Origin of the sequence: Mesorhizobium sp. M0052 (assembly GCF_040323255.1) — a bacterium.
Taxonomy (GTDB): domain Bacteria; phylum Pseudomonadota; class Alphaproteobacteria; order Rhizobiales; family Rhizobiaceae; genus Mesorhizobium.
In genome coordinates this window covers 58,219-80,503 of record NZ_JAMYUS010000010.1, presented here as the reverse complement: position 1 = coordinate 80,503, position 22,285 = coordinate 58,219, and the positions used below count along the sequence as shown (strand labels likewise).

At 62.7% G+C, this 22,285-nt stretch carries 24 protein-coding genes; 5 read left to right on the top strand and 19 right to left on the bottom strand.

Annotated features, from left to right (window positions below):
• Window positions 1–6: 6 nt before the first annotated feature.
• The 8 genes from NKJ77_RS15670 to NKJ77_RS15635 all read right to left on the bottom strand — a co-directional run bounded on the left by NKJ77_RS15670 (window position 7) and on the right by NKJ77_RS15635 (window position 5,058).
• On the bottom strand, window positions 7–735 hold the full coding sequence (locus NKJ77_RS15670) for a GltB/FmdC/FwdC-like GXGXG domain-containing protein (protein ID WP_023668551.1): 729 nt from the start codon (window positions 733–735) through the stop codon (window positions 7–9).
• 4 nt (window positions 736–739) lie between these two features.
• Complete coding sequence (locus NKJ77_RS15665; protein ID WP_023668550.1) at window positions 740–1,636, bottom strand: class II glutamine amidotransferase; 897 nt, start codon at window positions 1,634–1,636, stop codon at window positions 740–742.
• Window positions 1,637–1,720: 84 nt separating this feature from the next.
• Complete coding sequence (locus tag NKJ77_RS15660; protein ID WP_023668549.1) at window positions 1,721–2,038, bottom strand: hypothetical protein; 318 nt, start codon at window positions 2,036–2,038, stop codon at window positions 1,721–1,723.
• Window positions 2,035–2,724: a hypothetical protein gene (locus NKJ77_RS15655; protein WP_023704841.1), complete on the bottom strand. Its 690-nt coding sequence runs from the start codon at window positions 2,722–2,724 to the stop codon at window positions 2,035–2,037. Before NKJ77_RS15655 ends, NKJ77_RS15660 begins: the two co-directional genes overlap by 4 nt.
• Window positions 2,725–2,766: 42 nt before the next feature.
• Complete coding sequence (locus NKJ77_RS15650) at window positions 2,767–4,161, bottom strand: APC family permease (RefSeq protein ID WP_023815207.1); 1,395 nt, start codon at window positions 4,159–4,161, stop codon at window positions 2,767–2,769.
• A gap of 14 nt (window positions 4,162–4,175) precedes the next feature.
• The gene (locus NKJ77_RS15645) at window positions 4,176–4,337 is read right to left on the bottom strand and encodes a hypothetical protein (RefSeq protein WP_023668546.1); all 162 of its coding nucleotides are present in this window, start codon (window positions 4,335–4,337) and stop codon (window positions 4,176–4,178) included.
• 27 nt (window positions 4,338–4,364) lie between these two features.
• A complete protein-coding gene (locus tag NKJ77_RS15640; RefSeq protein ID WP_023668545.1) occupies window positions 4,365–4,742 on the bottom strand; it encodes a hypothetical protein in 378 nt (125 codons plus the stop codon).
• 28 nt (window positions 4,743–4,770) lie between these two features.
• Window positions 4,771–5,058 (bottom strand): hypothetical protein, encoded by a 288-nt coding sequence (locus tag NKJ77_RS15635; protein ID WP_023668544.1) that lies wholly within the window; start codon window positions 5,056–5,058, stop codon window positions 4,771–4,773.
• A gap of 284 nt (window positions 5,059–5,342) precedes the next feature.
• On the opposite strand from NKJ77_RS15635, the gene NKJ77_RS15630 reads away from it, so the two are divergent.
• From NKJ77_RS15630 to NKJ77_RS15615, 4 genes are read left to right on the top strand one after another with little or no spacing between them, the layout of a single operon-like run.
• The gene (locus tag NKJ77_RS15630) at window positions 5,343–6,476 is read left to right on the top strand and encodes an aminomethyl transferase family protein (protein WP_023830333.1); all 1,134 of its coding nucleotides are present in this window, start codon (window positions 5,343–5,345) and stop codon (window positions 6,474–6,476) included.
• A 41-nt stretch (window positions 6,477–6,517) separates the two neighbouring features.
• Complete coding sequence (locus NKJ77_RS15625; RefSeq protein WP_023830332.1) at window positions 6,518–7,114, top strand: dimethylamine monooxygenase subunit DmmA family protein; 597 nt, start codon at window positions 6,518–6,520, stop codon at window positions 7,112–7,114.
• The gene (locus NKJ77_RS15620; protein WP_023830331.1) at window positions 7,111–8,076 is read left to right on the top strand and encodes a PDR/VanB family oxidoreductase; all 966 of its coding nucleotides are present in this window, start codon (window positions 7,111–7,113) and stop codon (window positions 8,074–8,076) included. The genes NKJ77_RS15625 and NKJ77_RS15620 overlap by 4 nt, the downstream gene beginning before the upstream one ends.
• Window positions 8,077–8,085: 9 nt before the next feature.
• Window positions 8,086–9,126, top strand: a complete 1,041-nt coding sequence (locus tag NKJ77_RS15615) for a heme-dependent oxidative N-demethylase family protein (protein ID WP_023830330.1) — start codon at window positions 8,086–8,088, stop codon at window positions 9,124–9,126.
• 165 nt (window positions 9,127–9,291) lie between these two features.
• On the opposite strand, the gene NKJ77_RS15610 is transcribed toward NKJ77_RS15615, so the two are convergent.
• A complete protein-coding gene (locus NKJ77_RS15610; protein WP_023692149.1) occupies window positions 9,292–10,005 on the bottom strand; it encodes a helix-turn-helix domain-containing protein in 714 nt (237 codons plus the stop codon).
• 265 nt (window positions 10,006–10,270) lie between these two features.
• Between NKJ77_RS15610 and NKJ77_RS15605 the strand changes: the two genes are divergently transcribed.
• Complete coding sequence (locus NKJ77_RS15605; RefSeq protein WP_023704844.1) at window positions 10,271–11,629, top strand: trimethylamine monooxygenase; 1,359 nt, start codon at window positions 10,271–10,273, stop codon at window positions 11,627–11,629.
• Window positions 11,630–11,670: 41 nt separating this feature from the next.
• Here NKJ77_RS15605 and NKJ77_RS15600 read toward each other — a convergent pair whose 3' ends face one another.
• The 10 genes from NKJ77_RS15600 to NKJ77_RS15555 form a co-directional block, all read right to left on the bottom strand.
• Entirely contained in the window at window positions 11,671–12,465 is a 795-nt protein-coding gene (locus NKJ77_RS15600) for a hypothetical protein (protein ID WP_023729278.1), read from the bottom strand.
• A gap of 154 nt (window positions 12,466–12,619) precedes the next feature.
• Entirely contained in the window at window positions 12,620–12,757 is a 138-nt protein-coding gene (locus NKJ77_RS15595; RefSeq protein WP_023696622.1) for a hypothetical protein, read from the bottom strand.
• A 4-nt stretch (window positions 12,758–12,761) separates the two neighbouring features.
• On the bottom strand, window positions 12,762–13,562 hold the full coding sequence (locus tag NKJ77_RS15590; RefSeq protein WP_352535422.1) for a hypothetical protein: 801 nt from the start codon (window positions 13,560–13,562) through the stop codon (window positions 12,762–12,764).
• A gap of 7 nt (window positions 13,563–13,569) precedes the next feature.
• Window positions 13,570–15,549 (bottom strand): ABC transporter permease, encoded by a 1,980-nt coding sequence (locus NKJ77_RS15585; RefSeq protein ID WP_352535421.1) that lies wholly within the window; start codon window positions 15,547–15,549, stop codon window positions 13,570–13,572.
• A complete protein-coding gene (locus NKJ77_RS15580; protein WP_023830327.1) occupies window positions 15,546–16,625 on the bottom strand; it encodes a quaternary amine ABC transporter ATP-binding protein in 1,080 nt (359 codons plus the stop codon). The genes NKJ77_RS15585 and NKJ77_RS15580 overlap by 4 nt, the downstream gene beginning before the upstream one ends.
• A 70-nt stretch (window positions 16,626–16,695) precedes the next feature.
• Entirely contained in the window at window positions 16,696–17,670 is a 975-nt protein-coding gene (locus NKJ77_RS15575; protein ID WP_352535420.1) for an ABC transporter substrate-binding protein, read from the bottom strand.
• A 425-nt stretch (window positions 17,671–18,095) separates the two neighbouring features.
• A complete protein-coding gene (locus tag NKJ77_RS15570; protein ID WP_050589837.1) occupies window positions 18,096–18,914 on the bottom strand; it encodes a glucose 1-dehydrogenase in 819 nt (272 codons plus the stop codon).
• The gene (locus NKJ77_RS15565) at window positions 18,892–19,656 is read right to left on the bottom strand and encodes an SDR family oxidoreductase (protein ID WP_023754060.1); all 765 of its coding nucleotides are present in this window, start codon (window positions 19,654–19,656) and stop codon (window positions 18,892–18,894) included. The genes NKJ77_RS15570 and NKJ77_RS15565 overlap by 23 nt, the downstream gene beginning before the upstream one ends.
• A gap of 106 nt (window positions 19,657–19,762) precedes the next feature.
• Window positions 19,763–21,271 (bottom strand): sugar ABC transporter ATP-binding protein, encoded by a 1,509-nt coding sequence (locus tag NKJ77_RS15560; RefSeq protein WP_023696615.1) that lies wholly within the window; start codon window positions 21,269–21,271, stop codon window positions 19,763–19,765.
• A gap of 29 nt (window positions 21,272–21,300) precedes the next feature.
• Window positions 21,301–22,239 carry a sugar ABC transporter substrate-binding protein gene (locus tag NKJ77_RS15555; protein WP_023668529.1) on the bottom strand — a complete coding sequence of 313 codons (939 nt, stop codon included), beginning with the start codon at window positions 22,237–22,239 and terminating at the stop codon, window positions 21,301–21,303.
• Between the last annotated feature and the right edge of the window lie 46 nt (window positions 22,240–22,285).

Genomic DNA, 22,285 nt, shown 5'->3' with positions numbered 1-22,285 from the left:
GCTGCCTCAATACGCGTCGGCGTTGTCGATATTGAAATTGTAGAGCGTGCGCGCCGAGCCGTAGCGCTTGAATTCCGACGGCTTGACGCCGGTGACGCCGGCGCGGTCGAGCAGTCCCTGCAGCAGTTCGATATGCTCGGGCCGCATCTCCTTGGCGATGCAGTCGGCGCCCAGGCTTTCGACCTTGCCGCGCACGAACAGCCGCGCTTCGTAGATGGAATCGCCAAGTGCGTCGCCGGCATCGCCCAGCACCACCAGATTGCCGGACTGCGCCATGAAGGCCGACATGTGGCCGATATTGCCGTGCACGACGATGTCGATGCCCTTCATCGAGATGCCGCAGCGCGACGAGGCGTTGCCCTCGATGACGAGCAGCCCGCCCTTGCCGGTGGCGCCGGCATACTGGCTGGCGTCGCCCTTGATGACGATCGAGCCCGACATCATGTTTTCGCCGACGCCAGGTCCGGCCGAGCCGTGCACGGTGATGGCAGCGCCGTCATTCATCCCGGCGCAGTAGTAGCCGACGCTGCCGCGCACATCGATGCTGACAGGCTGGTCGACGCCGACCGCAACCGAATGGCTGCCCTTCGGGTGCAGCACTTCCCACGCCGTTTCGTTGGAGCCGGGCGTCAGATTGTGAAGCGCCTGGTTGAGCTCGCGCAGCGACGACACATCAAGATCGAAGACCCGGGACGCCTGGTCTTGCGCCGCCTTCGAAAGTTTGGTTGCCGGCATGGGCTCAATGCTCCCAGAAATAGACGGTTGCGGGTTCCGGCTCCCAGACCCTCGCATTGTCTATGCCGGGCAGCTTGGTCAGCGCCCGATATTCCGAGCCAAAGGCGACATACTGGTCGGTCTCGGCCATGACGGCGGGCTTGCAGGCGATCGGATCGCGCACCACGCCGAAACCGTTCTTGGTGCCGACGACGAAGGTGAAGAAGCCGTCGAGGTCGGACAGCGTGCCTTCCAGCGCCTCGCCGAGGTTCTTGCCATGCGCCATCTGCGAGGAGAGATAGGCGGCGGCGACCTCGGTGTCGTTCTCGGTCTCGAATTTCATGCCCTCCCGCACCAGCTCACGCCGCACATTGTTGTGGTTGGACAGCGAGCCATTGTGCACCAGGCACTGGTCGGCGCCGGTCGAGAACGGATGCGCGCCCATAGTGGTGACGGCCGATTCCGTCGCCATGCGGGTATGGCCGATGCCATGCGTGCCGGTCATCGAGCGGACGTCGAAGCGGTCGACGACCGCTTCCGGCAGACCGACTTCCTTGTAGATTTCCACCGCTTCGCCGGCGCCCATGATGCGCACGTCGGGGCGGATTGACTGCAGCGCTTCGCGCGCGGCATCGACCTTGTCGGGCGCGGTTCTCAACACTGCATGGGTGGACTTCACCGCTATGCTCACCGGCGCGCCGATGGCCTTTGCGAGTTCGGCGTCGAGGCCGCGGAAATCGCGCTCGGGCTTCGCGGACTGGATGGTGATCTTGGCTTCATTCCTGGAAGGCGCGCCATAGATGGCAATGCCGGCGCTGTCGGGGCCGCGATCGCTGAGCGATATCAGCATCTGCGACAGCATCGAGCCGAGCTGCGGCTCAAGCGACTTGTCTTTCAGAAAAAGTCCGACGATTCCACACATGTCAGCCTCCCGACGTTACCACTAGACGATGATGTATCGAATGCGTCGTGCGAATTCAATCGTATGAAAAAAATATTCCTGTAGTTACGTATCCGGCTCGATGCGGCCTTGTGAACTATCGCCGCCGTCGCGGGCGCTGTGAATCCATGTGGCGGTGCGGATGCGGGCTATTCTGTAGGCATCGAGGATCGACAGCGCATAGATCAGGAAGCCGCCGGCGTGGCGGCCGACGAAGCTGGCATCGGCCGGCGCGATCTTGGCCGTCACCCAGGCGAGGATCACCATGAAGAACAGGAACTGCAGGCCGCGCACGGGCACGCCCAGAATGACGTGGCCGCTGGCCGGTAAGACGATGGCAGCGCCGAGCACCAGATACGGGTTTGTCGGTGCGGGTGCGCTCATGCGACCTGCCTTTCCTGTCGGTTGATGGCATCGCGCAGCACTGAGGCCGAGGTCAGCAGTCTCTCGACCAGCGTTGGATCCAGCCTTGCGCCGCCGAATGCGGCCTGCCGGAACACGCCGTAGCGCGCCCGCTCGGCCTCGGCCAGCAGCCAGACGATGCGCACGCCGTTCGGGGTGATCAAGAGTTCCTTGGCGCGGCCTTCGGCAAAGATGTCGAGATGGCTGGCGATCAGGTTCTGCGGAAAGCGCGCCGCCCTGAGGTCGGTTCGCAGCACGGCTTCAGCCGGAAATCCCGGAGCCTTCGGCAGCGTATGCTGAAGATGATCGAAATTGGAGAAGGTCGTCGGCGAGCCCGGCCGCATCATCATGTCGAAGGTCGCCGGCACCGCAACCGGCTCTGTGATCGTGACACTCAACCATCGCGCCGGCAGCTTTCGCGTTGCCAGCGTGTCGACGATGGTGCGCAGCTGCACGCGCTGTCCGTTCCATGTGCCGGCCCAGGTGACAACGCCGGCTGTGCCATCGGAGACATCAACGGCATCTGTGATGACGGTCCGGATGCTGGCTGCCTCGGCTGCAAGATCAGCCTTGGCCTTTTTGCGGCTGGCGCGCGTATGCCAGGCGAGGTGCAGGACGAGAGCCACGGCGACCGCCCCGGCCAGCAATGCTGTCGTCACGTCAGACACCTCGTCACGCCATGCCCGCCCAGACCGGCAGGCCCTCTCCTGTCAATAGCCCTGCGGCTTCGGCCACGGCATGGTGAACTGGTCGCCGCGGCGCACATAGCGGTAACGGTAGAAGTGGAACCACAGCGAGATCAGGAAGTAGAAGGCGACCATGGCGATCAACTGCGTGCCGTAGCCGAGGAAGATCGCAAAGAAGGTCACCACGCAGAGGCAAAACAGCACGATCGCCGGGATCGGGTGGAACGGGTGCGTATAGCCGCGGCGGATCGTGCCCAGCGGCCACTTTTTGCGGAACATCATGATGTTTATGCTCATGAAGGTGTATTGCAGCACGCCCGACAGGATTGAGAAGGTGATCGCCTGGTTGAGGTCGGCGATGAAGGCGAAGGCGAGCGCGATCGGCAACAGGAACAGGATCGAGCGATAGGGCGTGCGGTATTTCGGGTGCACGGCCGAGAACCATGTCGGCAGATAGCGGTCGCGTCCAAGCGAGAACCACGCGCGGGCCGCATCGTTGATACAGCCATTGGCCGACGCCAGTGCCGCGAGCAGCGTGGCGACGAACAACAGGTTTTCCAGCAGCGGGCTGCCGGTCAGCTTGCCGGCGTCCCACAAGGGATAATAGGTGATACCGAGGTACTCCCAGGGCATCAGCGAGGCGCAGACATACCAGGTCATGGCGGCGGCGATCAAAAGCGTGATCATGCCGGCCATGGTGCCGTAAGGCAGCGAACGCGCCGGCGAGCGCACTTCCTCGGCGGCCTGCGTGGTGCCTTCGATGCCGAGATAGTACCAGATGCCGAACTGGAAGGCCGCGATGACGCCGATCCAGCCATAGGGCAGCGCATTGGCGGGGGTGACCAGTTCGTTGAGCTTCAGCACAGCACCCTGCGTCCAGGGGCTGACCGAGAAGAACAGGATAACGATCGAGACATAGGCTATCGCCGTGATGACGAAGTTGACGTTGAGCGTCATCAGCACGCCGCGATAGTTCAGCCATGCCAGCACGACGATGGTGGCGGCAATGAAGGAGTTGTGGGTGAGCCCTTCGACGCCGGCCTTGGCGACGATGGTGTCGCCGAGCAGGATGGCGTCCGAAACCTCCAGCATGGTGTAGGCAAAGACCAGGAACAGCGCGACGTTGAAGGCCATCAGCGGCCCGACAATGTGCTTGGCCTGCGCGTATTGGCCGCCGGCGGCGGCAACCGTCGATGTCACCTCGGAGTCGATCATGGCGACCGAAGTGTACAAGAGCCCGACCACCCAGCAGACGATCAGCGCCGCCAGTGCGCCGCCCTTGTCGGCCGAGAAATTCCAGCCGGTGAATTCGCCGACCAGCACGATGCCGACGCCAAGCGCCCAGACATGGGCCGGGCCGAGCACGCGTAGCAGTGAAACCCTGTCGCCGTGTATTGCCGGTTCAAGCGTGATCGTCATTGTTCAATCCCCACTCAGATCCGGTGTTTTTCGGAAGCGGCTTCAAGCTCGCCTTCGCGCGAGGAAGTCAGCACCTCCTCGGAATAGGTCGTGTCGATCTTGAACCAGTCGTAGAGCATCCACAGCGCAAGCACGACCGAGATGCCCCACGATGCGTAAGAGAGTGCGACCCACATGAGCGTGCTTCCCCAAAATCTCTGGCGTTACTTGTCGTCGAACTTTTCGTTGATGACGTCGCGATATTCGCGGTCGGAGGCGCGGAACAGGAAGACGAAATAGCCGATCAGCACCGCCGCCATGATGATCAGCGTCGGCCAGTCGATGATGTAGTGGAAGCGGTTCTGGATGATGTCGTGCGCGGTCTCCGGCGTATAGCCGAGCTTTTCCCAGATCGAGGCCATGGTCGGGTTCTGTCCCAACGCTTCCCAGGTTTTGGCATCGAGCGCGTCGATGGATTTCGCCGCACCCGCCAGGCCGAGTTTCAATGGCAGCCACAGCGCCACGAAAATGGCGACCACGACGACCACGATATCGAAAATCTGCCCGGCCTTGCCTTGTTCCGGCGGCGTGTAGCGCGACATGACTTCTACCCCTCAGGACGTTCTGTTTTCAGGACTTGCGGTTGCGGGCCGCGTCGGCGTTCTTGATGTCGAGACCGTAGATGAAGTCCTTGTCTTCCTTGTAGTGATTGACCATCGCCAGGATGGCGGCCGTATTGAAGATCAGCACGGCGGCGGCAGCGATAGCGACGACGATCTTGATCCCGGTGTCCGGGATGTAGGGCCATGTCATGACGAGCACGAAGAGGATCGTCGCCCAAAGGCAGATGATCAGGAGCGCGGATCCGCGCAGGTCGGAACGGTACAGCGCTTCGATGCGCTGCTGCAGGTCTGACATCGGTTTTCCCCTTTTCCAGCGCCTGACCCCGAATTGGCCGCCCGCTGCCCTCTTTCAACAGAGTGAAATTTTTTTCATAAATTCGGGCCGAATCCAGCAATTGTCAAGGTGATTTTACGTTGGGTTAACCGTTTGTCCCCAGCGGCAAATTTTGCCTGACAATGAAATTATTTGCTTGCGGGTATTGCGGCATCAGGACGTTTGCGATCAAATTCAACCAAATGCTTCCGCCTCCGCGCAGGGAGCCGGGAACACAATAGCATTTTCGAACGGAGGATTTGCGCATGACGGCATCCTGGAGATTTTCGACCCTGGCGGATCGCCATCGCGCGTTAGGCTCGAAGCTCGAAGACTGGAGCGGCATGGGCACCGCCTGGACCTACGACAAGGACGCCGACGAGGAATACACCGCCATCCGCACCAGGGCCGGGCTGATGGATGTGTCGGGCCTGAAGAAGGTTCACATCACCGGGCCGCACGCCTCACACCTCATAGACCTGGCAACGACGCGCGACGTGGAGAAGATCTATCCCGGCAAGTCGGCCTATGCCTGCATGCTGAACGAGGCCGGCAAATTCACCGACGACTGCATCCTCTACCGCACCGGGCCGAACGCCTGGATAGTGGTGCACGGCTCCGGCACCGGCCATGAGGAATTGCAGCGCGCTTCCGTCGGCCGCGACGTATCGCTGCGCTTCGACGACAATCTGCACGATCTGTCGCTGCAGGGGCCGACCGCGGTCGACTATCTCTCAAAGCATGTGCCGGGCATTCGCGACCTCAACTATTTCCATCATATGCAGGCGCAGCTGTTCGGCTTTCCCGTCATGATCTCGCGCACCGGCTATACCGGCGAGCGCGGCTACGAGATATTCTGCCGCGGTCAGGACGCCGGCACGATCTGGGACAGGATCCTCGACGAGGGCAAGAGCGCCGGCATCATTCCGTGCCGCTTCACCACGCTCGATATGCTGCGCGTCGAAAGTTATTTGCTGTTTTATCCCTATGACAACTCGCAGAAATATCCGTTCGAGAACGAAGGCCCCGGCGACACGCTGTGGGAGCTCGGCCTCGACTTCACCGTCAGCCCCGGCAAGACCGGCTTTCGTGGCGCCGAAGAGCATTACCGCCTCAAGGGCAAGGAGCGCTTCAAGATCTACGGCGTGCTGCTCGACGGCAAGCAACCCGCGGATGAGGGCGCGCCGGTCTATCGCGACGGCAAAAAGGTGGGCGTGGTCACCTGCGCCATGTATTCGCCGCTGGTCGAGAAATCGATGGGCATCGCCCGCCTCGACGTCGACTGCGCGGTCAAGGACACCAGGCTCGAGATCCGCAACAAGAGCGGTTCGATCAGGGCGACGGCGCAGCCTCTGCCCTTCGACGATCCCAAAAAAACCAAGCGCACGGCGAAAGGCTGAGGCACAATCGACAGCGAGGGTTTCGAGGTACGAAGTAGAGAATGGCAGCCAAAACGATCATCAGCCGGCCCATTTACGGAACCCTGTCCCCGCAGCCCGGCAAGCATCATCTTTTCGTGGCGGATGCGGAAGGCGCGCTGGCGATCGTCGATATGGCAAGGACGGCGCCCCCCGGCTTCTTCGACGGCGCCGAAATGGTCTTCATTCCCGGGGCCGACGGCAAGCACGTTGCCGCTCTCGAGGCACTGAAGTCCGCGCAATTTCATGTCGCGCCAACCTTCGCCAGCCTGCTGCCCCGGCTGAAGCAGACGCTTGCCAACGCGCATATGGGCCTGCGCCTCTATCTCGCCGGCACCGAAGGGCTGATCGGCCAGGCCATGCAGGTGGCGCTCGAAGCCGGCATCGATCATACCTCCATGCAGACCGAGCATCGCGGCTCATTGGCGCGGCGCATGCAGTGCGTGCATTGCAAAGGCATCACCGAAAATGTGACGACGCAGCCGGCCACCTGCGCGCATTGCGGCCTGCTGCTTCTGGTGCGCGATCACTATTCGCGACGGCTGGCAGCATTCCAGGGCGTCTGCATAAATGCCGAGGATCGCTCGGAGATCCCTCCCATCGAGGAGGTCTTCCCATGAGCACCGGCACCACCAAGCTCGATGTCGTCGTCAGCGACGTCGTCCCGGTCAACGAACTGGTGACGCGCTTCCATTTCCGCCGCCGTGACGGTGAGCTTTTGCCGACCTTTTCCGGCGGCGCCCATGTCGTGGTCGAGATGCGCGATGGCGACCGCACAAGGCTCAATCCCTATTCGCTGATGGGATCGCCGCTCGACACCCGCGAATACACCATCTCGGTGCGCCGCGACGATGTCGGCCGCGGCGGCTCGTTGTTCATGCACCGGAGCGTCAAGCCTGGCCTGGAGATGGTGGTCAGCTACCCCGTCAATCTGTTCTCGCTCGACCTCAGGGCAAAGAAGCATCTGATGCTGGCCGGCGGCATCGGGATCACGCCGTTCATGGCGCAGACCGCGCAGCTCGCCGGGTCCGGCGGCAATTTCGAGCTGCACTACACCTGCCGCACCGCCTCGCTCGGCACCTATGCCGATGTGCTGCAGGAGCGCTATGGCCGTCGCGTCCGGCTCTATCACGACGACCGCGACGAGCGCATCGAACTCGACCGTCTGTTGTCCTCGCAGCCGCTCGGCACCCATCTCTATGTCTGCGGCCCGGCCGGCATGATCAACTGGGTGCGCGAGCGCGCCGCGGCTCTCGGCTGGCCGGCGGAGACCGTGCACTACGAACATTTCGCGGCACCCCAGCCCGGCCTGCCGTTCGACGTCACACTTGCCGTCAGCGGCAAGACCATCCGCGTCGGCGAGCAGCAGAGCCTGCTCGAAGCGATCGAGGCCGCCGGCGTCGATCCGCCCTATCTCTGCCGCGGCGGTGTCTGCGGCCAGTGCGAGACCAACGTCATCTCGCATGACGGCAAGTTCATCCACAACGACCACTGGCTGAGTGAGGAAGACCACCGTTCCGGCTGCAAGATCATGCCGTGCGTGTCGCGCTTCGAAGGCAAGTCGCTGGTCCTGGAAAGATAGGAGGCGAGCTTGGGCATCACCTTTCGCAAGGAAACGTTTCGCGACGATTTCACCTTCAGGAACAGCCCGGAACACATCAGGCGGTTTCCGTTTCCGTTCCACGAAGACAGCTACATGTATGCGGTCAACATCGAGCCGCATGTCGTCGGTCCCAAGGGCAGCGTGCTGGAAAACCTGATCGACGTCGACGAGCACTATGTCGCCGAGATGCAGGACCGCGCTTTGGTCCTGGCCGAGGATCCGCTGCGTTGCCAGTCGCTGCCGCATATGACGCTGGCCGGCTGGGACCTGCTCGAACTCCTGATGGAGCAACAGGCACTTGGCTATCCCGAGCATTTCACCCTGACCCGCGACGGCGGCCGCTGGCGCTGGATCAACCGGCCGCTCGGTATCGACGACACCTTCACCTTCGGCGACACCTCGACACTGCCTTACGGGCCGATGGAGTACATCACCCGCCAAAGCCAGGGCGATTTCTGCATCCTCGATCAGCGCGACGGCAATCTGTGGATGGACGCCGGCATGGTCACCACCCAGGCCGACTGGTCGCTCGATTTCGACATCGGCATGAATTTCTTCGAATGGCACGCGCCGGTGCCGCTGGCGCATGAGAAGGGGATTTTCGTCAGGGCGCTGAAGTTCCTCACCAACATCCAGCAGGGCAAGCCGGCGCGGCGTCTCAACTGGACGATGACCATCAACCCGCGCCTCGACACCAGCCCGGAGAATTACCACAAATGGGGCCCGGACCGCGCGACGGTGACGCCCGAAAATGTCGGCGACAAGGTGCATCTGCGCGTCGAACTGCAAAGCTTCTGGCGGCTGCCGCGCTCGAACGGCATCGTCTTCCCGATCCGCTGCTATCTCATCAAGATGGACGAACTGGTGACACAGCCGAAATGGGCAAGACGACTGCACCGGGTGATCCGGGATTTGCCGGAAGAGCTGGCCACCTACAAGGGCCTGACGCGGTATCGGCCGACATTGGTGGAATGGCTGTCGAAGCTGGATGATGGCAGTGCGACGCCACCGGGGTTCGGGCCGGACTAAAGGCCCCCTCATCCGGCCGCTGCGCGGCCACCTTCTCCCCGAGCGGAGAAGAGATCGCCAGCGCTGACGCCAGACTCCTCTCCCCTCGGGGAGAGGTCGGATTGCCCCGAATTGCTCTTGCAATTCGGCCTTGGCAATCCGGGTGAGGGGGCTGCGGCGGTCCGATTACCCAGCGCTATTCTGCGGATAGCAAATGATCGACAGATACCGCATCGGAAGTTTCGTCAGTTGCTCCGGCCCGTGCGGCGCGTCGGCGTCGAAGAACAGGCTGTCGCCCGGCTTCATCGGATAGAGGTTGCTGCCGTGCCGGTACACCACCTCGCCCTCCAGCATATAGAGGAATTCCATGCCCTCATGCTGGAAGGTCGGGAACACATCCGAATCCTCGGTCAGCGTAATCAGATAGGGCTCGACGACGACGCCGCTGGTGTTGGAGCCGATATGGCCGAGCAGATTGTATTGATGGCCGGCGCGGGTGCCGCGGCGTTCGACATCTAGCCCTTCGCCGGCCTTGACGAAGACGGCGCTGCGCTCTTCCTCGAATCGGCGGAAGAAGGCGGTGACGGGAACGCCGAGCGCCCTCGACAGCGCCTGCAGTGTGGTCAGCGACGGCGAGGTGATGCCGTTCTCGATCTTCGACAGCATGCCCAGCGAAATATCGGTGGCGACGGCGAGATCGGCGACGGTGATGCCGAGCTTCTTGCGGAAGGCGCGCACCTCGCGCCCGATCGCCACCTCCAGCACTTTTTCGCGGGTGTCGCGAATGGCATGCGGGTTCTGCGTCAGCGGCGCGCGGATGGTCTTCCCGTCCACGGATGCCTTCGCCGGTGGCTTTGCCCTTGTCGAAGCAGTCTTGGAGTCGGAACTCGTCTTCGCCATCTCGCCCCCGAATCCCCATGATTATTTCACTCCAGGTGAACATATTCGGTGCCGATACAGAAACGCAACCGCGCAGCAAGCCCGTTAAGTCGAATGGTGTCCGCACCGGATTTGCGCCGTCATCCGTTTCCGGAAATCCGCTGGGGCGAAACGCGGTTTCTCCACAAGGCCTGTTGACAGCATCCAAGAGGCAATTACTGTCCTGTGAGTGAAATTTGTTTCGTAAGAGCAATTCCAAAAATCGAATGACACCGGGAGGCCTGCCATGAAAACGCGCGTTGCCGTCATTGGAGCGGGGCCATCCGGTCTGGCCCAGCTCAGGGCCTTCAAGTCGGCTGCCGACAAGGGCGCCGAGATACCCGAAATCGTCTGCTTCGAAAAGCAGTCCGACTGGGGCGGCCTGTGGAACTACACCTGGCGCACCGGCCTCGACGAGCACGGCGATCCCGTCCACGGCTCGATGTACCGCTACCTCTGGTCGAACGGACCGAAGGAGTGCCTGGAATTCGCCGACTACACGTTCGAGGAGCATTTCGGCCGCCCAATCGGATCCTACCCGCCGCGCGCGGTGCTGTGGGATTACATCAAGGGTCGCGTCGAGAAATCAGGCCTGCGCGAATGGGTACGCTTCAACAGCCCGGTGCGCATGGTGACTTTCTCCGACGAGACGAGGAAATTCACCGTCACCGCGCATGACCGCACCAACGACGTCACCTACTCCGAGGAGTTCGACAATGTCGTCGTCGCCTCAGGGCATTTTTCCGTTCCCAACGTTCCCTATTTCGAAGGCTTTTCGACATTCAACGGCCGCATCCTGCACAGCCATGATTTTCGCGACGCCATGGAGTTCAAGGGCAAGGACATACTGATCATCGGCCGCTCCTATTCTGCCGAGGACATCGGCTCGCAATGCTACAAATACGGCGCCAGATCTATCACCTCCAGCTACCGCTCCAAGCCGATGGGGTTCAAATGGCCGGAGAACTGGAAGGAAGTGCCGCTGCTGCAGAAGGTCGTCGGCAAGACGGCGCACTTCAAGGATGGCACCACCAAGGACGTCGACGCCATCATCCTGTGCACCGGCTATCTGCATTCCTTCCCGTTCCTCACGGAAGAGCTGAAGCTGAAGACCGCCAACCGCATGTGGCCGGACGGGCTCTATGAGGGCGTCGTGTGGGAGAAGAACCCGAAACTGTCCTATATCGGCATGCAGGACCAGTTCTACACTTTCAACATGTTCGACGCCCAGGCTTGGTTCGCCCGTGACGTCATCATGGGCCGCATCAAGCTGCCGTCGGTACAGGCGATGGCCGAGCACGGCGCCAAGTGGCGGGCACGCGAAGAGACGCTGGAAGACGCCGAGCAGATGATCTGGTTCCAGGGCGACTACACCAAGGAATTGATGGACCAGACCGACTATCCCGGCTTCGACGTCGAGGCGGTCAACCAGACCTTCATGGAGTGGGAGCACCACAAGGCGGAAGACATTATGAGCTTCCGCGACCACGCCTACCGCTCGCTGATGACCGGCACCATGGCGCCATCGCACCATACGCCCTGGCTGCAGGCGCTGGACGACTCGATGGAAAGCTATCTCCAGGTGAAGGGCGTGGCGGCGGAATAGGTCGGCGTGATGCAAAACAATGCGCCGGCACCGGCCCAGTTTCAATTCAGAGGGTAGTCGGGAGCCGCATCGGTCTCCGTCACCTTGACCCACACCAATTCGCTATAATAGGCGCCCTCCGGGCCGGTGCCGTACATGGACAGTCTGTCAGCCATCAGCAGATGTGTCATGTCTTTGAGTGCCCGGCCGGTCGGCTCCTCGGGCCAGGCGAAGACGCCGTCGGTTTTGGCGCCGAACCTCACATCGGTGCATCCGAAATCGATCTCGACCTTCCACGACAGCAACGGCCTGATATCGCTGAGCGGCGGGCGCGGCGGATCGGGCTGCTCGAAGTGATGGTCGACCGAGACTCTCGTCGGCACTGCCGGCGTGATGCCTTTGGCTTTGAAGGAGGCGATGGCGTCGTCGCCAAATCGTGCGAGCAGGCCAGCGTGCCATAACCGGTAGGTCGCGCGGAAAAAGCCGCTGACCCGGATAGATTTGCCATCGTTGTTGAAGACGTTCACAGCGGCGTAGAAACGGCGCAGTCGTGGCGCCAGCGCCCGCCAGTCGCATTCGGCCGGTGTCCCCGGCGTCGCGATGAAATCGTCAAGCAGATCGCTGCCGCGCACATTGGCGTTCAGCACCGTGCAATCCTCACCATGGATATGCCAGTGCCGCCGGAGCTCGGCTGCTGCGATGCCAGGCTTGCGCAGCTCTTCCACCGAGGCGCGAACCCGAGCAATCGCGTAGGACGTAGCCGCATCCAACGTCTCAAACCCCGAAACCACATGCTCGCCGGTCTTGGCCATGTCGAAGACGACGACAGTAAAAGGCGGTTCGCGCTGATCGGGCATTCGGCAGCAAGCTCAGGCTGGTCGAGGATGAAGCAGCTTTCCGCGCGAAAATGCGTCAAAGTCAAGAGCTGGAGCGCGGCCTGCCATTTCCAGAAGAGGCGAACTCCAGAAGAGGCGAAACCGTCTATCCGAGCCGTGCTTGAGCTTTCGCGGTTCAGGGGTCGAAGACCGACCGCGATGATGTCGATGGCAGGTTGTTGCCAGCCCGCGACAATGCCGCGACTTTGGACAGTGCGATGAACACTTTCTGGCCGAGATCGCGTGTGCCGGCCACGGGGCAGGTGATGATCATCACTTCAATCCAGCGGATAGTCGGGAGGCGCCTCCGTCTCGGTCACCTTGGCGGTTAGTATCTCGCAGTCGTTGGCCCAGTCGGGGCAATCGCCGCGCATGGCCATCATGTCGGCCATCAGCAGGAACTGCATGGTTCTGAGCGCCCAGTCGGTCGGCTCTTGCGGCCAGGCGAAGATTCCGGCGGCGTCGCCACCGAACTTCACGTCGTGGCAGACAAAACCGACCTCGACCTTCCAGGATCGCAGCATCAAGCCTGGCGGCGGGTAGGGCGGGTCGGGAAGCTCGAAGTAATTGGCGACCATGAGCTTCGTCGGCTCCGCCGGCTCGATCCCCTTGGCTTTGAAGGCGGCAATGGCGTCGTCGCCAAAGCGCTCGAGGAGGCCGTCTCGCGTCAGCCTGTAGGTCGAGCGAAAGAAGCCGCCCGCCCAGACGGATTCGTTGTTGCCGTTGGAGATCAGCAGCGAGGCGCGGAAGCGGCGCAGCCTGGGCGCCAGCGCCTGCCAGTTGCACTCGGCTGGCGTCGCCGGCGTCGCAATGAAATCGTCGAGTAGATCGCTGCCGCGCACTCCGGCGTTCAGCACCGAACAGTCTTCGCCATAGAGCTGCCAGAGCTGGCGAAGCTCAGCAGTGGCGATGCCGGGCTTGCGCAACTCCTCCACCGAGGCGCGAACCCGCGCAATGGCGTAGGACGTCGCCGCCTCCAGCGTCTCAAACCCCGAAACTACGTGCTCCCCGTCCGGCTCGCCGGTCTTGGCCATGTCGAAGACGAGTACGGCAAAAGGCGGTTCGCCGGGATTGGACATTCAACAATTATCCTAGTCTTGCCCGCGCCTTCGCCGTCCAGGCATTGAACAGCCGGTCTGCGACGATGCCGATGAAAGCGATGGCGAGACCCGCGACAATGCCGCGTCCGGAATCGGCCTTGGACAGCGCGATGAAGACTTCATGGCCGAGGTCGCGTGTGCCGACCATGGCGCAGATGATGATCATCGCCAGCGCCATCAGGATCGTCTGGTTGACGCCCAGCATGATTTCGGGAAGCGCCAGTGGCAATTGTACCCGAAAGAAGGTCTGGCGCGGCGTGCAGCCGGAAACCTTCGCCGCCTCGATCAGCGCCGGTGGCACTTGCCGGATGCCGTGATTGGTGTAGCGGATCGCCGGCACCACGGCGAAGGCGACCGTGGCGATCATGGCGGTGACGTCGCCGACCCGGAACAGCATCACCACAGGAATGATGAAGCAGAAGGACGGCAGCACCTGCAGCGTGTCGATGATGGGCGTGACGATCTTTTCGAAGCGGTCGCTGCGCGCGGCCGCGAGACCAATCGGGATGCCGATCAGGCAAGCGATGAAGGCCGAGATGCCGCAGAGATAAACCGTCGCCATGGTCTTTTCCCACAGGCCGGTGACGGCGCAGAAGGCGGTCAGCGCGGCGACGAAGGCGGCGAGACGCAGGCCACCGAACTGGTAGCCGGCGAGGCCGAGCAGGGCCACCGCGCCGAGCCACGGAAAGCCTTCGCAGAAGGCGCGCAGCGGGTTCAGTACATTGAGGATGAGCGCCACGCGAAACGCTTCGATCACGTCGAAGAAGTTGATCGTCACCCAGCTCACCGCCGCCTTCCACAGTGGCGCAGTGGTGAAGGTGATCGCCTTCGGCACCGCCGCGAAGGCCGGTACGAACAGGCCGAGCAGCGTCGTCACGACCAGGATGGCGATGGCCCGCGACAGATTGGGATAGCGCCGCCAAACGCTCTGGTTCGCCTGCCGTTGAACGTGGCCTTTTGCCTGCTTATGCGCGATCGCCTGGCTCAGCCGGTCGAGCGCGATGGCGAGCGCCACAATGGCGAGCCCGGCTTCCATCGCTTCGCCGACCTTCAGCGCACGCAGCGCCAGCAGCACGTCGTAGCCGAGGCCGCCGGCGCCGATCATCGAGGCGATGATCACCATGTTCAGCGCCAGCATGATCACCTGGTTGACGCCGATCATCAGTGTCGGCCGCGCCGACGGCAGCAGCACGCGCCACAATTTCTGCCGCGCCGTGCAGCCGGCCATCTCTGAGAAATCGTCGATCTCTGACGGCACCCGCGACAGGCCGAGCATCGTCGCCCGCACCATCGGCGGCGTGGCGAAGATGGCGGTGGCGATCATCGCCGAGACCGGGCTGTTGCCGAACAGGAGCAGCATCGGGATGAGATAGGCGAAGGTCGGGATGGTCTGCATCAAATCGAGGGCAGGTGAGATGATCAGCCGCTCGGCCCATGGCTTGCGCCACGCCCAGATGCCGGCGAACAGGCCGGTGACGATGCAGAACGGCACCGCGATGGAAATCAGTGCCAGTGTCAGCATGGCGCTGGTCCATTGGCCGAACAGCGCGGTGTAGAGGAAGCAGCCGCCGACCAGCATGCCGAGTCTTCTACCGCCCACGGCATGCCCGGCGATGAAGGCGGCGGCGCAGACGCCGATCCAGGACAGGCGCGGCAGGACATAGGCATCGGCACCGTGACCAATCTTGAAATTCTTGGCCAGCAGGTCGAGCGCGAAATCGAGGGGAACGCCGAGCACCGCGGTGATCGAGCGGGTCAGCCAGGACAAGTTCGACTTGATCCAGCGCATCAGCGCACTGACCCAGTCGGCGACCGGGATAACCGCCTCGGCCGGATAGTTGACGGCCCAGGGCAGTCTGTCCTGCAGCAGAAACACCACCAGCACGGCGGCCAGCGCGAGCGCCCAGACCAGCAGCCAGCGCTGAACCGGTGGCCTCGTTTGGCTGGCGCTTGCCGTCACCGTCATGCGCCGGCTCTCGTATGCTCGATACCGGCCAGCAACTCGATCACCGATTGCGGCGTCACCTCGCCGATCGGCCTGCCGGTGCCGTTGACCACGGCGAAGGGCTTACCCGACGCGACAATGCTGGCCGAGAAGCTGGCGATCTTGGCGTCGGGCAAAACCGTGCCGCCGTGCTCGGCGCCATCGCAGGCACGCATCAGGCTGCGCGCCGAAATCACCTTGGCGCGGTCGACATCGCGGGTGAATTCGGCGACATAGTCGGTCGCCGGGTTGACAACCAGCTGTTCCGGCGTGCCGGTCTGGATGACCTCTCCATCCTTCATGATGGCGATGCGGTCGGCAAGCCTTATCGCCTCGTCGAAATCATGGGTGATGAAGACGATGGTCTTGTGCAGCATGGTCTGCAGCCGCATCAGTTCGTCCTGCATCTCGCGGCGGATCAGCGGGTCGAGCGCCGAGAACGGCTCGTCGAGGAACCAGATCTCCGGCTTGGTCGCGAGGCTGCGGGCAATGCCGACGCGCTGCTGCTGGCCGCCGGAGAGTTCGCGCGGATAGAAATGCTCGCGGCCGCGTAAGCCCACGAGATCGATCACCTCCCGCGCTCTCGTTTCGCGCGTCGGTCGGTCCTGGCCCTGGATGCTCAGGGGAAAGGCAATGTTGTCGAGCACGTTAAGATGCGGCAGCAGCGCAAAATTCTGGAACACCATACCCATGCGATGACGCCGCAGTTCGATCAGCGCCGCATCGGAAATCTTGAGCAGGTCGTTGCCTTCGAATTCGACCTTGCCGTGGGTCGGCTCGACCAGCCGCGACATGCAGCGCACCAGCGTCGACTTGCCGGAGCCGGACAGCCCCATGATGATGAAGATCTCGCCCTGGCGTATTTCGAGATCGACGGCGCGCACCGCACCCACCAGTCCTGCGGCAGCGACATCGGCCATGCTGGCCTTGCCGTCACGCTCGCGGATGAAGCTGGCCGCGTTCGATCCGAACAGTTTCCAGACATTGCGGCAAGCAAGCTTTATCGGCCGCGCATCCTTTGGCGTGCCAACTGCCTGCGGTTCAGTCGCTTCCGTCATCCAATGGTCCTTCTGGAAAATGGAGATAAGACCCGGCCGCTAGGGCCGGGTCTGGCTTCCAGTCAGGCGATCACTGCGCCCAGGCTTTCCAGTCGGCTTCGTGGGCAGCGATCCAGGCGGCGGCGACGTCTTCCGGCGTCTTGCCGCCAAGATCGATCTCGCCGCTCATCTTGTTGAGCTCATCGGTGTCGATCGTGTAGGCCTTGGCCACCTTGTAGGCGATCGGCCATTTGTCCTTCATGCCGGACCAGGAGTATTTCCAGATCTCGCCATGCGGCTTGCCGCAATCATATTTGGCATCCGGGTTGGTGCCCCATTTCGGATCGGTGTAGCATTCGGGCGTATACTCCGGGAATTCAACCCACTCGCCCTGGTACTTGGCCGGCGCCCAGTGCGGCGAATAGATCCACAGCATGATCGGCGCCTTGCGCTGATAGGCCGAGTCCAACTCGGCGAACATCGCCGCGTCGGTGCCGGCATGGATGACGGTGAAGGGCAGCTTCAGCGCCTCGACGCGCTCGTCGTCAAAACCCTCCCAGGTTACCGGGCCGCCGAGATAGCGGCCCTTCGGCGCCGTCTCCGCTGTCGAGAACGCCTCGGCGCATTTCGGGTCCTTCAGCGCTTCCCAATTGGGCAGGCCGGGGCATTTCTCCTTCATATATTCGGGAAACCACCATTCCTCCTTGGCTTTCGGCCCGAGCTTGCCCAGCCGCTCGGTCTGGCCGGTGGCGTCTGAAGCCTTCATCGCCTCGCCGGCCGTCGTGTCCCAGAACTCCAGGCCGACATCGAGGTCGCCATTGGTGAGACCGGTGGTCAGGCTGGAGAGGTAGTCGGCGGTCGGATATTCGACGGTATAGCCGAGCTTTTCGAGGATACCGCCAAGGATCTTGGCGTTGAGGTTGACGCTGGTCCAGTCGAACAGCGCGATCTTGATCGGGTCGTTGGATTCAGGTGCTGCTGCGTGGACCGGTGATGTAAGCGCACTTGCGGTGGCAAGCGCCAAGGCTCCCATTGATAGGTTCGAAATCACACTGCGAAATGACATGCTTGTTCTCCTGTCAAACCATGTGGAAATTTCTTGACCGTTCCCTTCTTGCGTCTTTTCTTGATTGTGTTGGAAAGGCGGGTCGTTGCGCAAGTTCGTTCGCACCATGCCATTGCCGCGGCCGCAACTTGCGCAGGCGAAATGGTTCCTCGACTTGGTGTTTATGTGATGCCGGGCGGGCCCGCGTCATGGCATCGGATGGATTGCTGCGTGAGCAATCGTCAACAGATCGATCGCCGCTCCAGCGGCGCTCTCAGACGTGCGAGCCATCAAGGTCCCATGGTCTCGGCCGGCGAGCCCCATCCCCGCCAAGGCCGTTTCATGGGATGAAATTATATATACCAACGTTCATGCCGCGCAACGGCTGATGCCCTGTGCACTGCGGAATTTCAGACTGGTCGATTGCCAACCGCCGGAGCTGACGTTCACGACATGATCAGGCCGCCATCGACATTGATGGTTTGGCCGGTGATGTAGGTGGCGTCGTCGCTGGCGAGAAAGCTGACCAGGCCGGACACGTCCTCGCCGCTGCCGGCGCGCCCCATTGGGATGTTCTTCACCCATTCGGCCATCAGCTCGCCGGGCTTGTAGTCACCCATCAGCTTGCCCCAGGCGGCGTCGTTGTAAGCCCACATGTCAGTGTCGATAATGCCGGGGCAAATCGCGTTGACGGTGATCTTTTCCTTGGCTACTTCCTTGGCCAGGCTCTGGGTGATGCCGACGACGCCGAACTTCGACGCCGCATAATGTGGCGTGTAGACGAAACCCTGCCGCGCCTGGCCCGATGCCGTGTTGATCAGCCGGCCGCCATCGCCATGCTTGCGGATGCGGGCGATCGCTTGCTGGCAGCACAGGAACACGCCCTTGGTGTTGACCGCCAACACCTTGTCCCACTCGGCTTCGGTCATCGCCTCGATCCGGGCGATGGTGATGACGCCGGCATTCTGCACCGAAATGTCGACACGGCCGAATTCCTTCTCGGCGAGATCGTAAAGCGCTGTGACCTCATCCTTCCTGGTAACGTCCATGCGCATCGACGCGACCTTGGCGCCCGCGGCTTTCAGGCTGGCGGCAACCTCTTCGACGCGGGCATCGATGGCGCTGACCACGACCGCGGCACCTTCCGCGGCGAAGCGCTTCGCCATCGCCGCGCCGATGCCGCCGCTGGCTCCGGTGATCACAGCAGTCTTGCCTTCAAAACGCTTCTGCACTTTTCTTCTCCTACCAGCAGACAAAGCCGCCATCGACGATCAGGTCGATGCCGGTGACGTAACTCGCGGCGCGGCTGGCCAGGAACACGGTCGGCCCGACCATCTCTTCCGGCGTCGCCATGCGGCCCATTGGTGTGTCGCGCTCGAATATCTTGATCTGTTCCGCGACCTCAGGCCGTTTGTTCATCGGCGTCAGCGTGTAGCCGGGGCTCACCACATTGACGCGCAGGCCGCGATCGGCCCATTCCATGGCGAGGCTCTTCGACATATGGATGACGGCCGCCTTCGACGAATTGTAATGCGCCTGGGTCAGGCCGCGATTGACGATCGAACCCGACATGGAGGCGATGTTGATGATCGAGCCCTTGCGTCGTGAAAGCATGGCGCGCGCTTCGGCCTGGCAGGACAGGAACACGCCGCTGACATTGACGTCGTAGATTTTCTGCCACGTCTCCAGCGGCAGCGTCTCGGCCGGCTCGGCCCCGGCGATGCCGGCATTGTTGACGGCGATGGTCAACGCGCCGAGTTCGTTCTCGGTGCGCTCGATCGCTGACGCGAGATCGGCCTCCGACGTCACCGTGCCGGTCAGCACCAGCGCCTTGCGGCCAAGTGCCGAAATCTTGTGCGCCGTCTCGTCCAGCCCGCCCTTGGAGGTGTGGCCGAAACAGACGACATCGGCGCCGGCTTCGGCCAATCCAATGGCGATCGCTTGCCCGATGCCGCTGCCGGCGCCTGTTACCAGCGCTACGTCGCCGCTGAGATCGAATAGTTTCATGTTGTTCCCCCTCCTGAAATGAAGGGGCGCCAGTCTTTGCTGGCGCCCCGCGCGGTCCGGTCCTTGGGAGGATACCACCTGCTGCGCTTTGTTCCGACTCCTGTCCTCAGCTCGTGGCGAGTTCCATCACCGCGACATTGCTGGCCTCGCTGCGGCCGAGAATGCCGCGCTGGCGGCCGCGGCTCAGCACCAGCACCCGGTGCGACAGACCCAGCACCTCCTCGAGGTCGGAGCTCACCACCACCACCGCCATGCCGGAACGGGCGAGGTCGGCGATGACGTCGTAGATCGCTGCGCGCGCACCGACATCGATACCGCGCGTCGGCTCATCGAGGATGAACACCTTCGGCGGGCGTGACACCCATTTGGCGATGATCACCTTCTGCTGGTTGCCGCCGGAAAGCTTGCTGACCGCCTGGCCAGGTTTGCCCTTGACCCCGAGCCTTGCGATGCCGGCTTCGGCGAATTTCTGCACCGCTTTCGGAAACACCCAGCCCTTCGGCGCGACATGGTCGAAATTGCCGAACGCCAAATTCTCGCCGATGGTCTGGTCGAGCACGACGCCTTGCGCCTTGCGGTCTTCCGGCACCAGCACGACGCCGGCCTTGATGGCTGCCGCCGGCCCGCTGAGATGCACCGGTTTGCCGGCAACGCGCACCGAGCCCGACGAGATCGGATCGGCGCCGGCGATCGCCCGCACCAGTTCGGTGCGGCCGGCGCCGATCAACCCGGCAATGCCGAGGATCTCGCCTGCTTTGACCGAGAAGGAAACGTTGTTGAAACTTTTCTCCGGCGAAGACAGGTTGTCGACCTCGAGCAGCGTCTCCTCGCGCGGTGGCGACAGATGCGGGAACATCCGCTCGACCGAGCGGCCGACCATCTGCTCCACCACTGTGCGCACGGGAATATCGGCGCGCTCGTGGCGGGCGACGATGCGTCCGTCGCGCATCACAACCACGCGGTCGGCAATCTGCGCGATCTCGTCGAGACGATGGCTGATGTAGATGAAGGACATGCCCTCCGCCTTGAGCTTGCGGATCTGCTGGAACAAAAGCTCCGTTTCCTCGCCGCCGAGCGCTGCGGTGGGTTCGTCGAAGATCAGCAATTCGGCATTCAGCGTCAACGCCTTGGCGATCTCGACCTGTTGCTGGGCGGCGATGCGCAGTGTGCCCACCTTGCGCTCGGGCGAGACGTCGAGGCCAAGCCGCTTCAACTGCGCCGAGGCCTTGGCGTTCATCGCTGCGCGGTCGATGCGACCGCCGCGCATCGGCAGGCGCCCGACATAGACGTTTTCCGCCACCGACAGATCCGGCAGCAGCTTCAGTTCCTGATGGATCATGCCCACACCGGCATCGATTGCCGCGGCAGGCGAGGCGGGGGAATAGGGCTTCCCCCGCCAGATGATGGTGCCCGCGTCGGGCCGGGTCGAGCCGGCGATGATATTGGACACCGTCGACTTGCCGGCGCCGTTTTCGCCGAGCAGCGCCACAACCTCGCCCGGCCGCACCTCAAAGCTTGCATCGGCCAGGACCTGGACCGGTCCGTAGCTCTTGCAAAGGCCGTTGACGAAGAGCCCGTTGTGCGGGCTTTCGCTGTGGCGAGGATCAGGAGACATCGTGGCGCTCTCTTAAGCGGTGCCGGTCGTTACGGATGCTTGGCGATGAACTGCTCGACATTGTCCTTGGTGGTCAGCGTCGCATCCTGCAGCTGTTCGGCCGGAACGCTTTCGCCGGCCACCAGCTTGATCGCCGCATCGACGGCGAGCCGGCCCATGCCTTGCGTCTGCTGCGTCGCGGTGACGTCGAACACGCCGTCCTTCAGCGCCTTGAGTGCGGCCACGTCGCCATCGAAGCCGGCAACCCAGACCTTGTGGCCGGGATTGGCGACCTTGACCGCCTGTGCCGCACCCAGCGCCAGCGCATCGGCCTGGCCGATGACGATGGAGACATCGGGATGCGACTGCAGCAGGTCCTGCGTCAGCTTGAAGCCTTCGTCCTGGTGCCAGCCTTCGCTCCACAATTCGCCGACCACCTTGATATCGGGATAGGCCTTGAGCGCTTCGCCGCAGCCCTTCGAGCGATCCACTTCCGGCGTCGTGCCCTTCTGGCCGTGGATGATGATCAGTTCGCCTTTGCCGCCGGCCTGCTTGGCGATGTAGTCGCACACCGCCTGCGCCGAGGCGACGCTGTTGGTGGCGATGAAGGTGTCGCCGGGCGCGCCGTCTGCGTTGCGGTCGACATTGACCACCGGAATGCCGGCGGCCTTGGCGGTCTTGGTCGGCACGGTGGCGGCTGTGGCGCCGGCCGGAATGTAGATCAGCGCGTCGATGTTCTGCGTGATCAGATCCTGCACCTGGCTGACCTGGGTCGCTGAATCGCCCTTGGCGTCGACGGTGACGATCTCGATGCCCTTCTCCTTGCCGTAGGCTTCGACCGACTGCTTGATCTGGTTGAAGAAGTCGGCCTGCAAATTGGCCACCGCGAGGCCGAGTTTCTTGGCCTCCTTGGCCGAGGCCATGTCGGTCAGCCCGAGCATAGGAATGATGGCGGCAGCGGCAAGCAGCAATGAACGTTTGGTCAGCATGTGTTTCCTCCGTTGATAGTCAAACTGTCCCGCCAGCGCATCGCGC

What these genes read in the sequence shown, in the direction of transcription:
- NKJ77_RS15650 (WP_023815207.1), bottom strand. Translation starts at nt 4,161, where the DNA reads ATGACGATCACGCTTGAACCGGCAATACACGGCGACAGGGTTTCACTG.
- NKJ77_RS15590 (WP_352535422.1), bottom strand. Translation starts at nt 13,562, where the DNA reads ATGTCCAATCCCGGCGAACCGCCTTTTGCCGTACTCGTCTTCGACATG.
- NKJ77_RS15610 (WP_023692149.1), bottom strand. Translation starts at nt 10,005, where the DNA reads ATGGCGAAGACGAGTTCCGACTCCAAGACTGCTTCGACAAGGGCAAAG.
- NKJ77_RS15620 (WP_023830331.1), top strand. Translation starts at nt 7,111, where the DNA reads ATGAGCACCGGCACCACCAAGCTCGATGTCGTCGTCAGCGACGTCGTC.
- NKJ77_RS15640 (WP_023668545.1), bottom strand. Translation starts at nt 4,742, where the DNA reads ATGTCGCGCTACACGCCGCCGGAACAAGGCAAGGCCGGGCAGATTTTC.
- NKJ77_RS15625 (WP_023830332.1), top strand. Translation starts at nt 6,518, where the DNA reads ATGGCAGCCAAAACGATCATCAGCCGGCCCATTTACGGAACCCTGTCC.
- NKJ77_RS15630 (WP_023830333.1), top strand. Translation starts at nt 5,343, where the DNA reads ATGACGGCATCCTGGAGATTTTCGACCCTGGCGGATCGCCATCGCGCG.
- NKJ77_RS15600 (WP_023729278.1), bottom strand. Translation starts at nt 12,465, where the DNA reads ATGCCCGATCAGCGCGAACCGCCTTTTACTGTCGTCGTCTTCGACATG.
- NKJ77_RS15570 (WP_050589837.1), bottom strand. Translation starts at nt 18,914, where the DNA reads ATGGCGGCTTTGTCTGCTGGTAGGAGAAGAAAAGTGCAGAAGCGTTTT.
- NKJ77_RS15555 (WP_023668529.1), bottom strand. Translation starts at nt 22,239, where the DNA reads ATGCTGACCAAACGTTCATTGCTGCTTGCCGCTGCCGCCATCATTCCT.
- NKJ77_RS15660 (WP_023668549.1), bottom strand. Translation starts at nt 2,038, where the DNA reads ATGAGCGCACCCGCACCGACAAACCCGTATCTGGTGCTCGGCGCTGCC.
- NKJ77_RS15575 (WP_352535420.1), bottom strand. Translation starts at nt 17,670, where the DNA reads ATGTCATTTCGCAGTGTGATTTCGAACCTATCAATGGGAGCCTTGGCG.
- NKJ77_RS15665 (WP_023668550.1), bottom strand. Translation starts at nt 1,636, where the DNA reads ATGTGTGGAATCGTCGGACTTTTTCTGAAAGACAAGTCGCTTGAGCCG.
- NKJ77_RS15605 (WP_023704844.1), top strand. Translation starts at nt 10,271, where the DNA reads ATGAAAACGCGCGTTGCCGTCATTGGAGCGGGGCCATCCGGTCTGGCC.
- NKJ77_RS15585 (WP_352535421.1), bottom strand. Translation starts at nt 15,549, where the DNA reads ATGACGGTGACGGCAAGCGCCAGCCAAACGAGGCCACCGGTTCAGCGC.
- NKJ77_RS15670 (WP_023668551.1), bottom strand. Translation starts at nt 735, where the DNA reads ATGCCGGCAACCAAACTTTCGAAGGCGGCGCAAGACCAGGCGTCCCGG.
- NKJ77_RS15560 (WP_023696615.1), bottom strand. Translation starts at nt 21,271, where the DNA reads ATGTCTCCTGATCCTCGCCACAGCGAAAGCCCGCACAACGGGCTCTTC.
- NKJ77_RS15635 (WP_023668544.1), bottom strand. Translation starts at nt 5,058, where the DNA reads ATGTCAGACCTGCAGCAGCGCATCGAAGCGCTGTACCGTTCCGACCTG.
- NKJ77_RS15645 (WP_023668546.1), bottom strand. Translation starts at nt 4,337, where the DNA reads ATGTGGGTCGCACTCTCTTACGCATCGTGGGGCATCTCGGTCGTGCTT.
- NKJ77_RS15580 (WP_023830327.1), bottom strand. Translation starts at nt 16,625, where the DNA reads ATGACGGAAGCGACTGAACCGCAGGCAGTTGGCACGCCAAAGGATGCG.
- NKJ77_RS15565 (WP_023754060.1), bottom strand. Translation starts at nt 19,656, where the DNA reads ATGAAACTATTCGATCTCAGCGGCGACGTAGCGCTGGTAACAGGCGCC.
- NKJ77_RS15595 (WP_023696622.1), bottom strand. Translation starts at nt 12,757, where the DNA reads ATGATCATCACCTGCCCCGTGGCCGGCACACGCGATCTCGGCCAGAAA.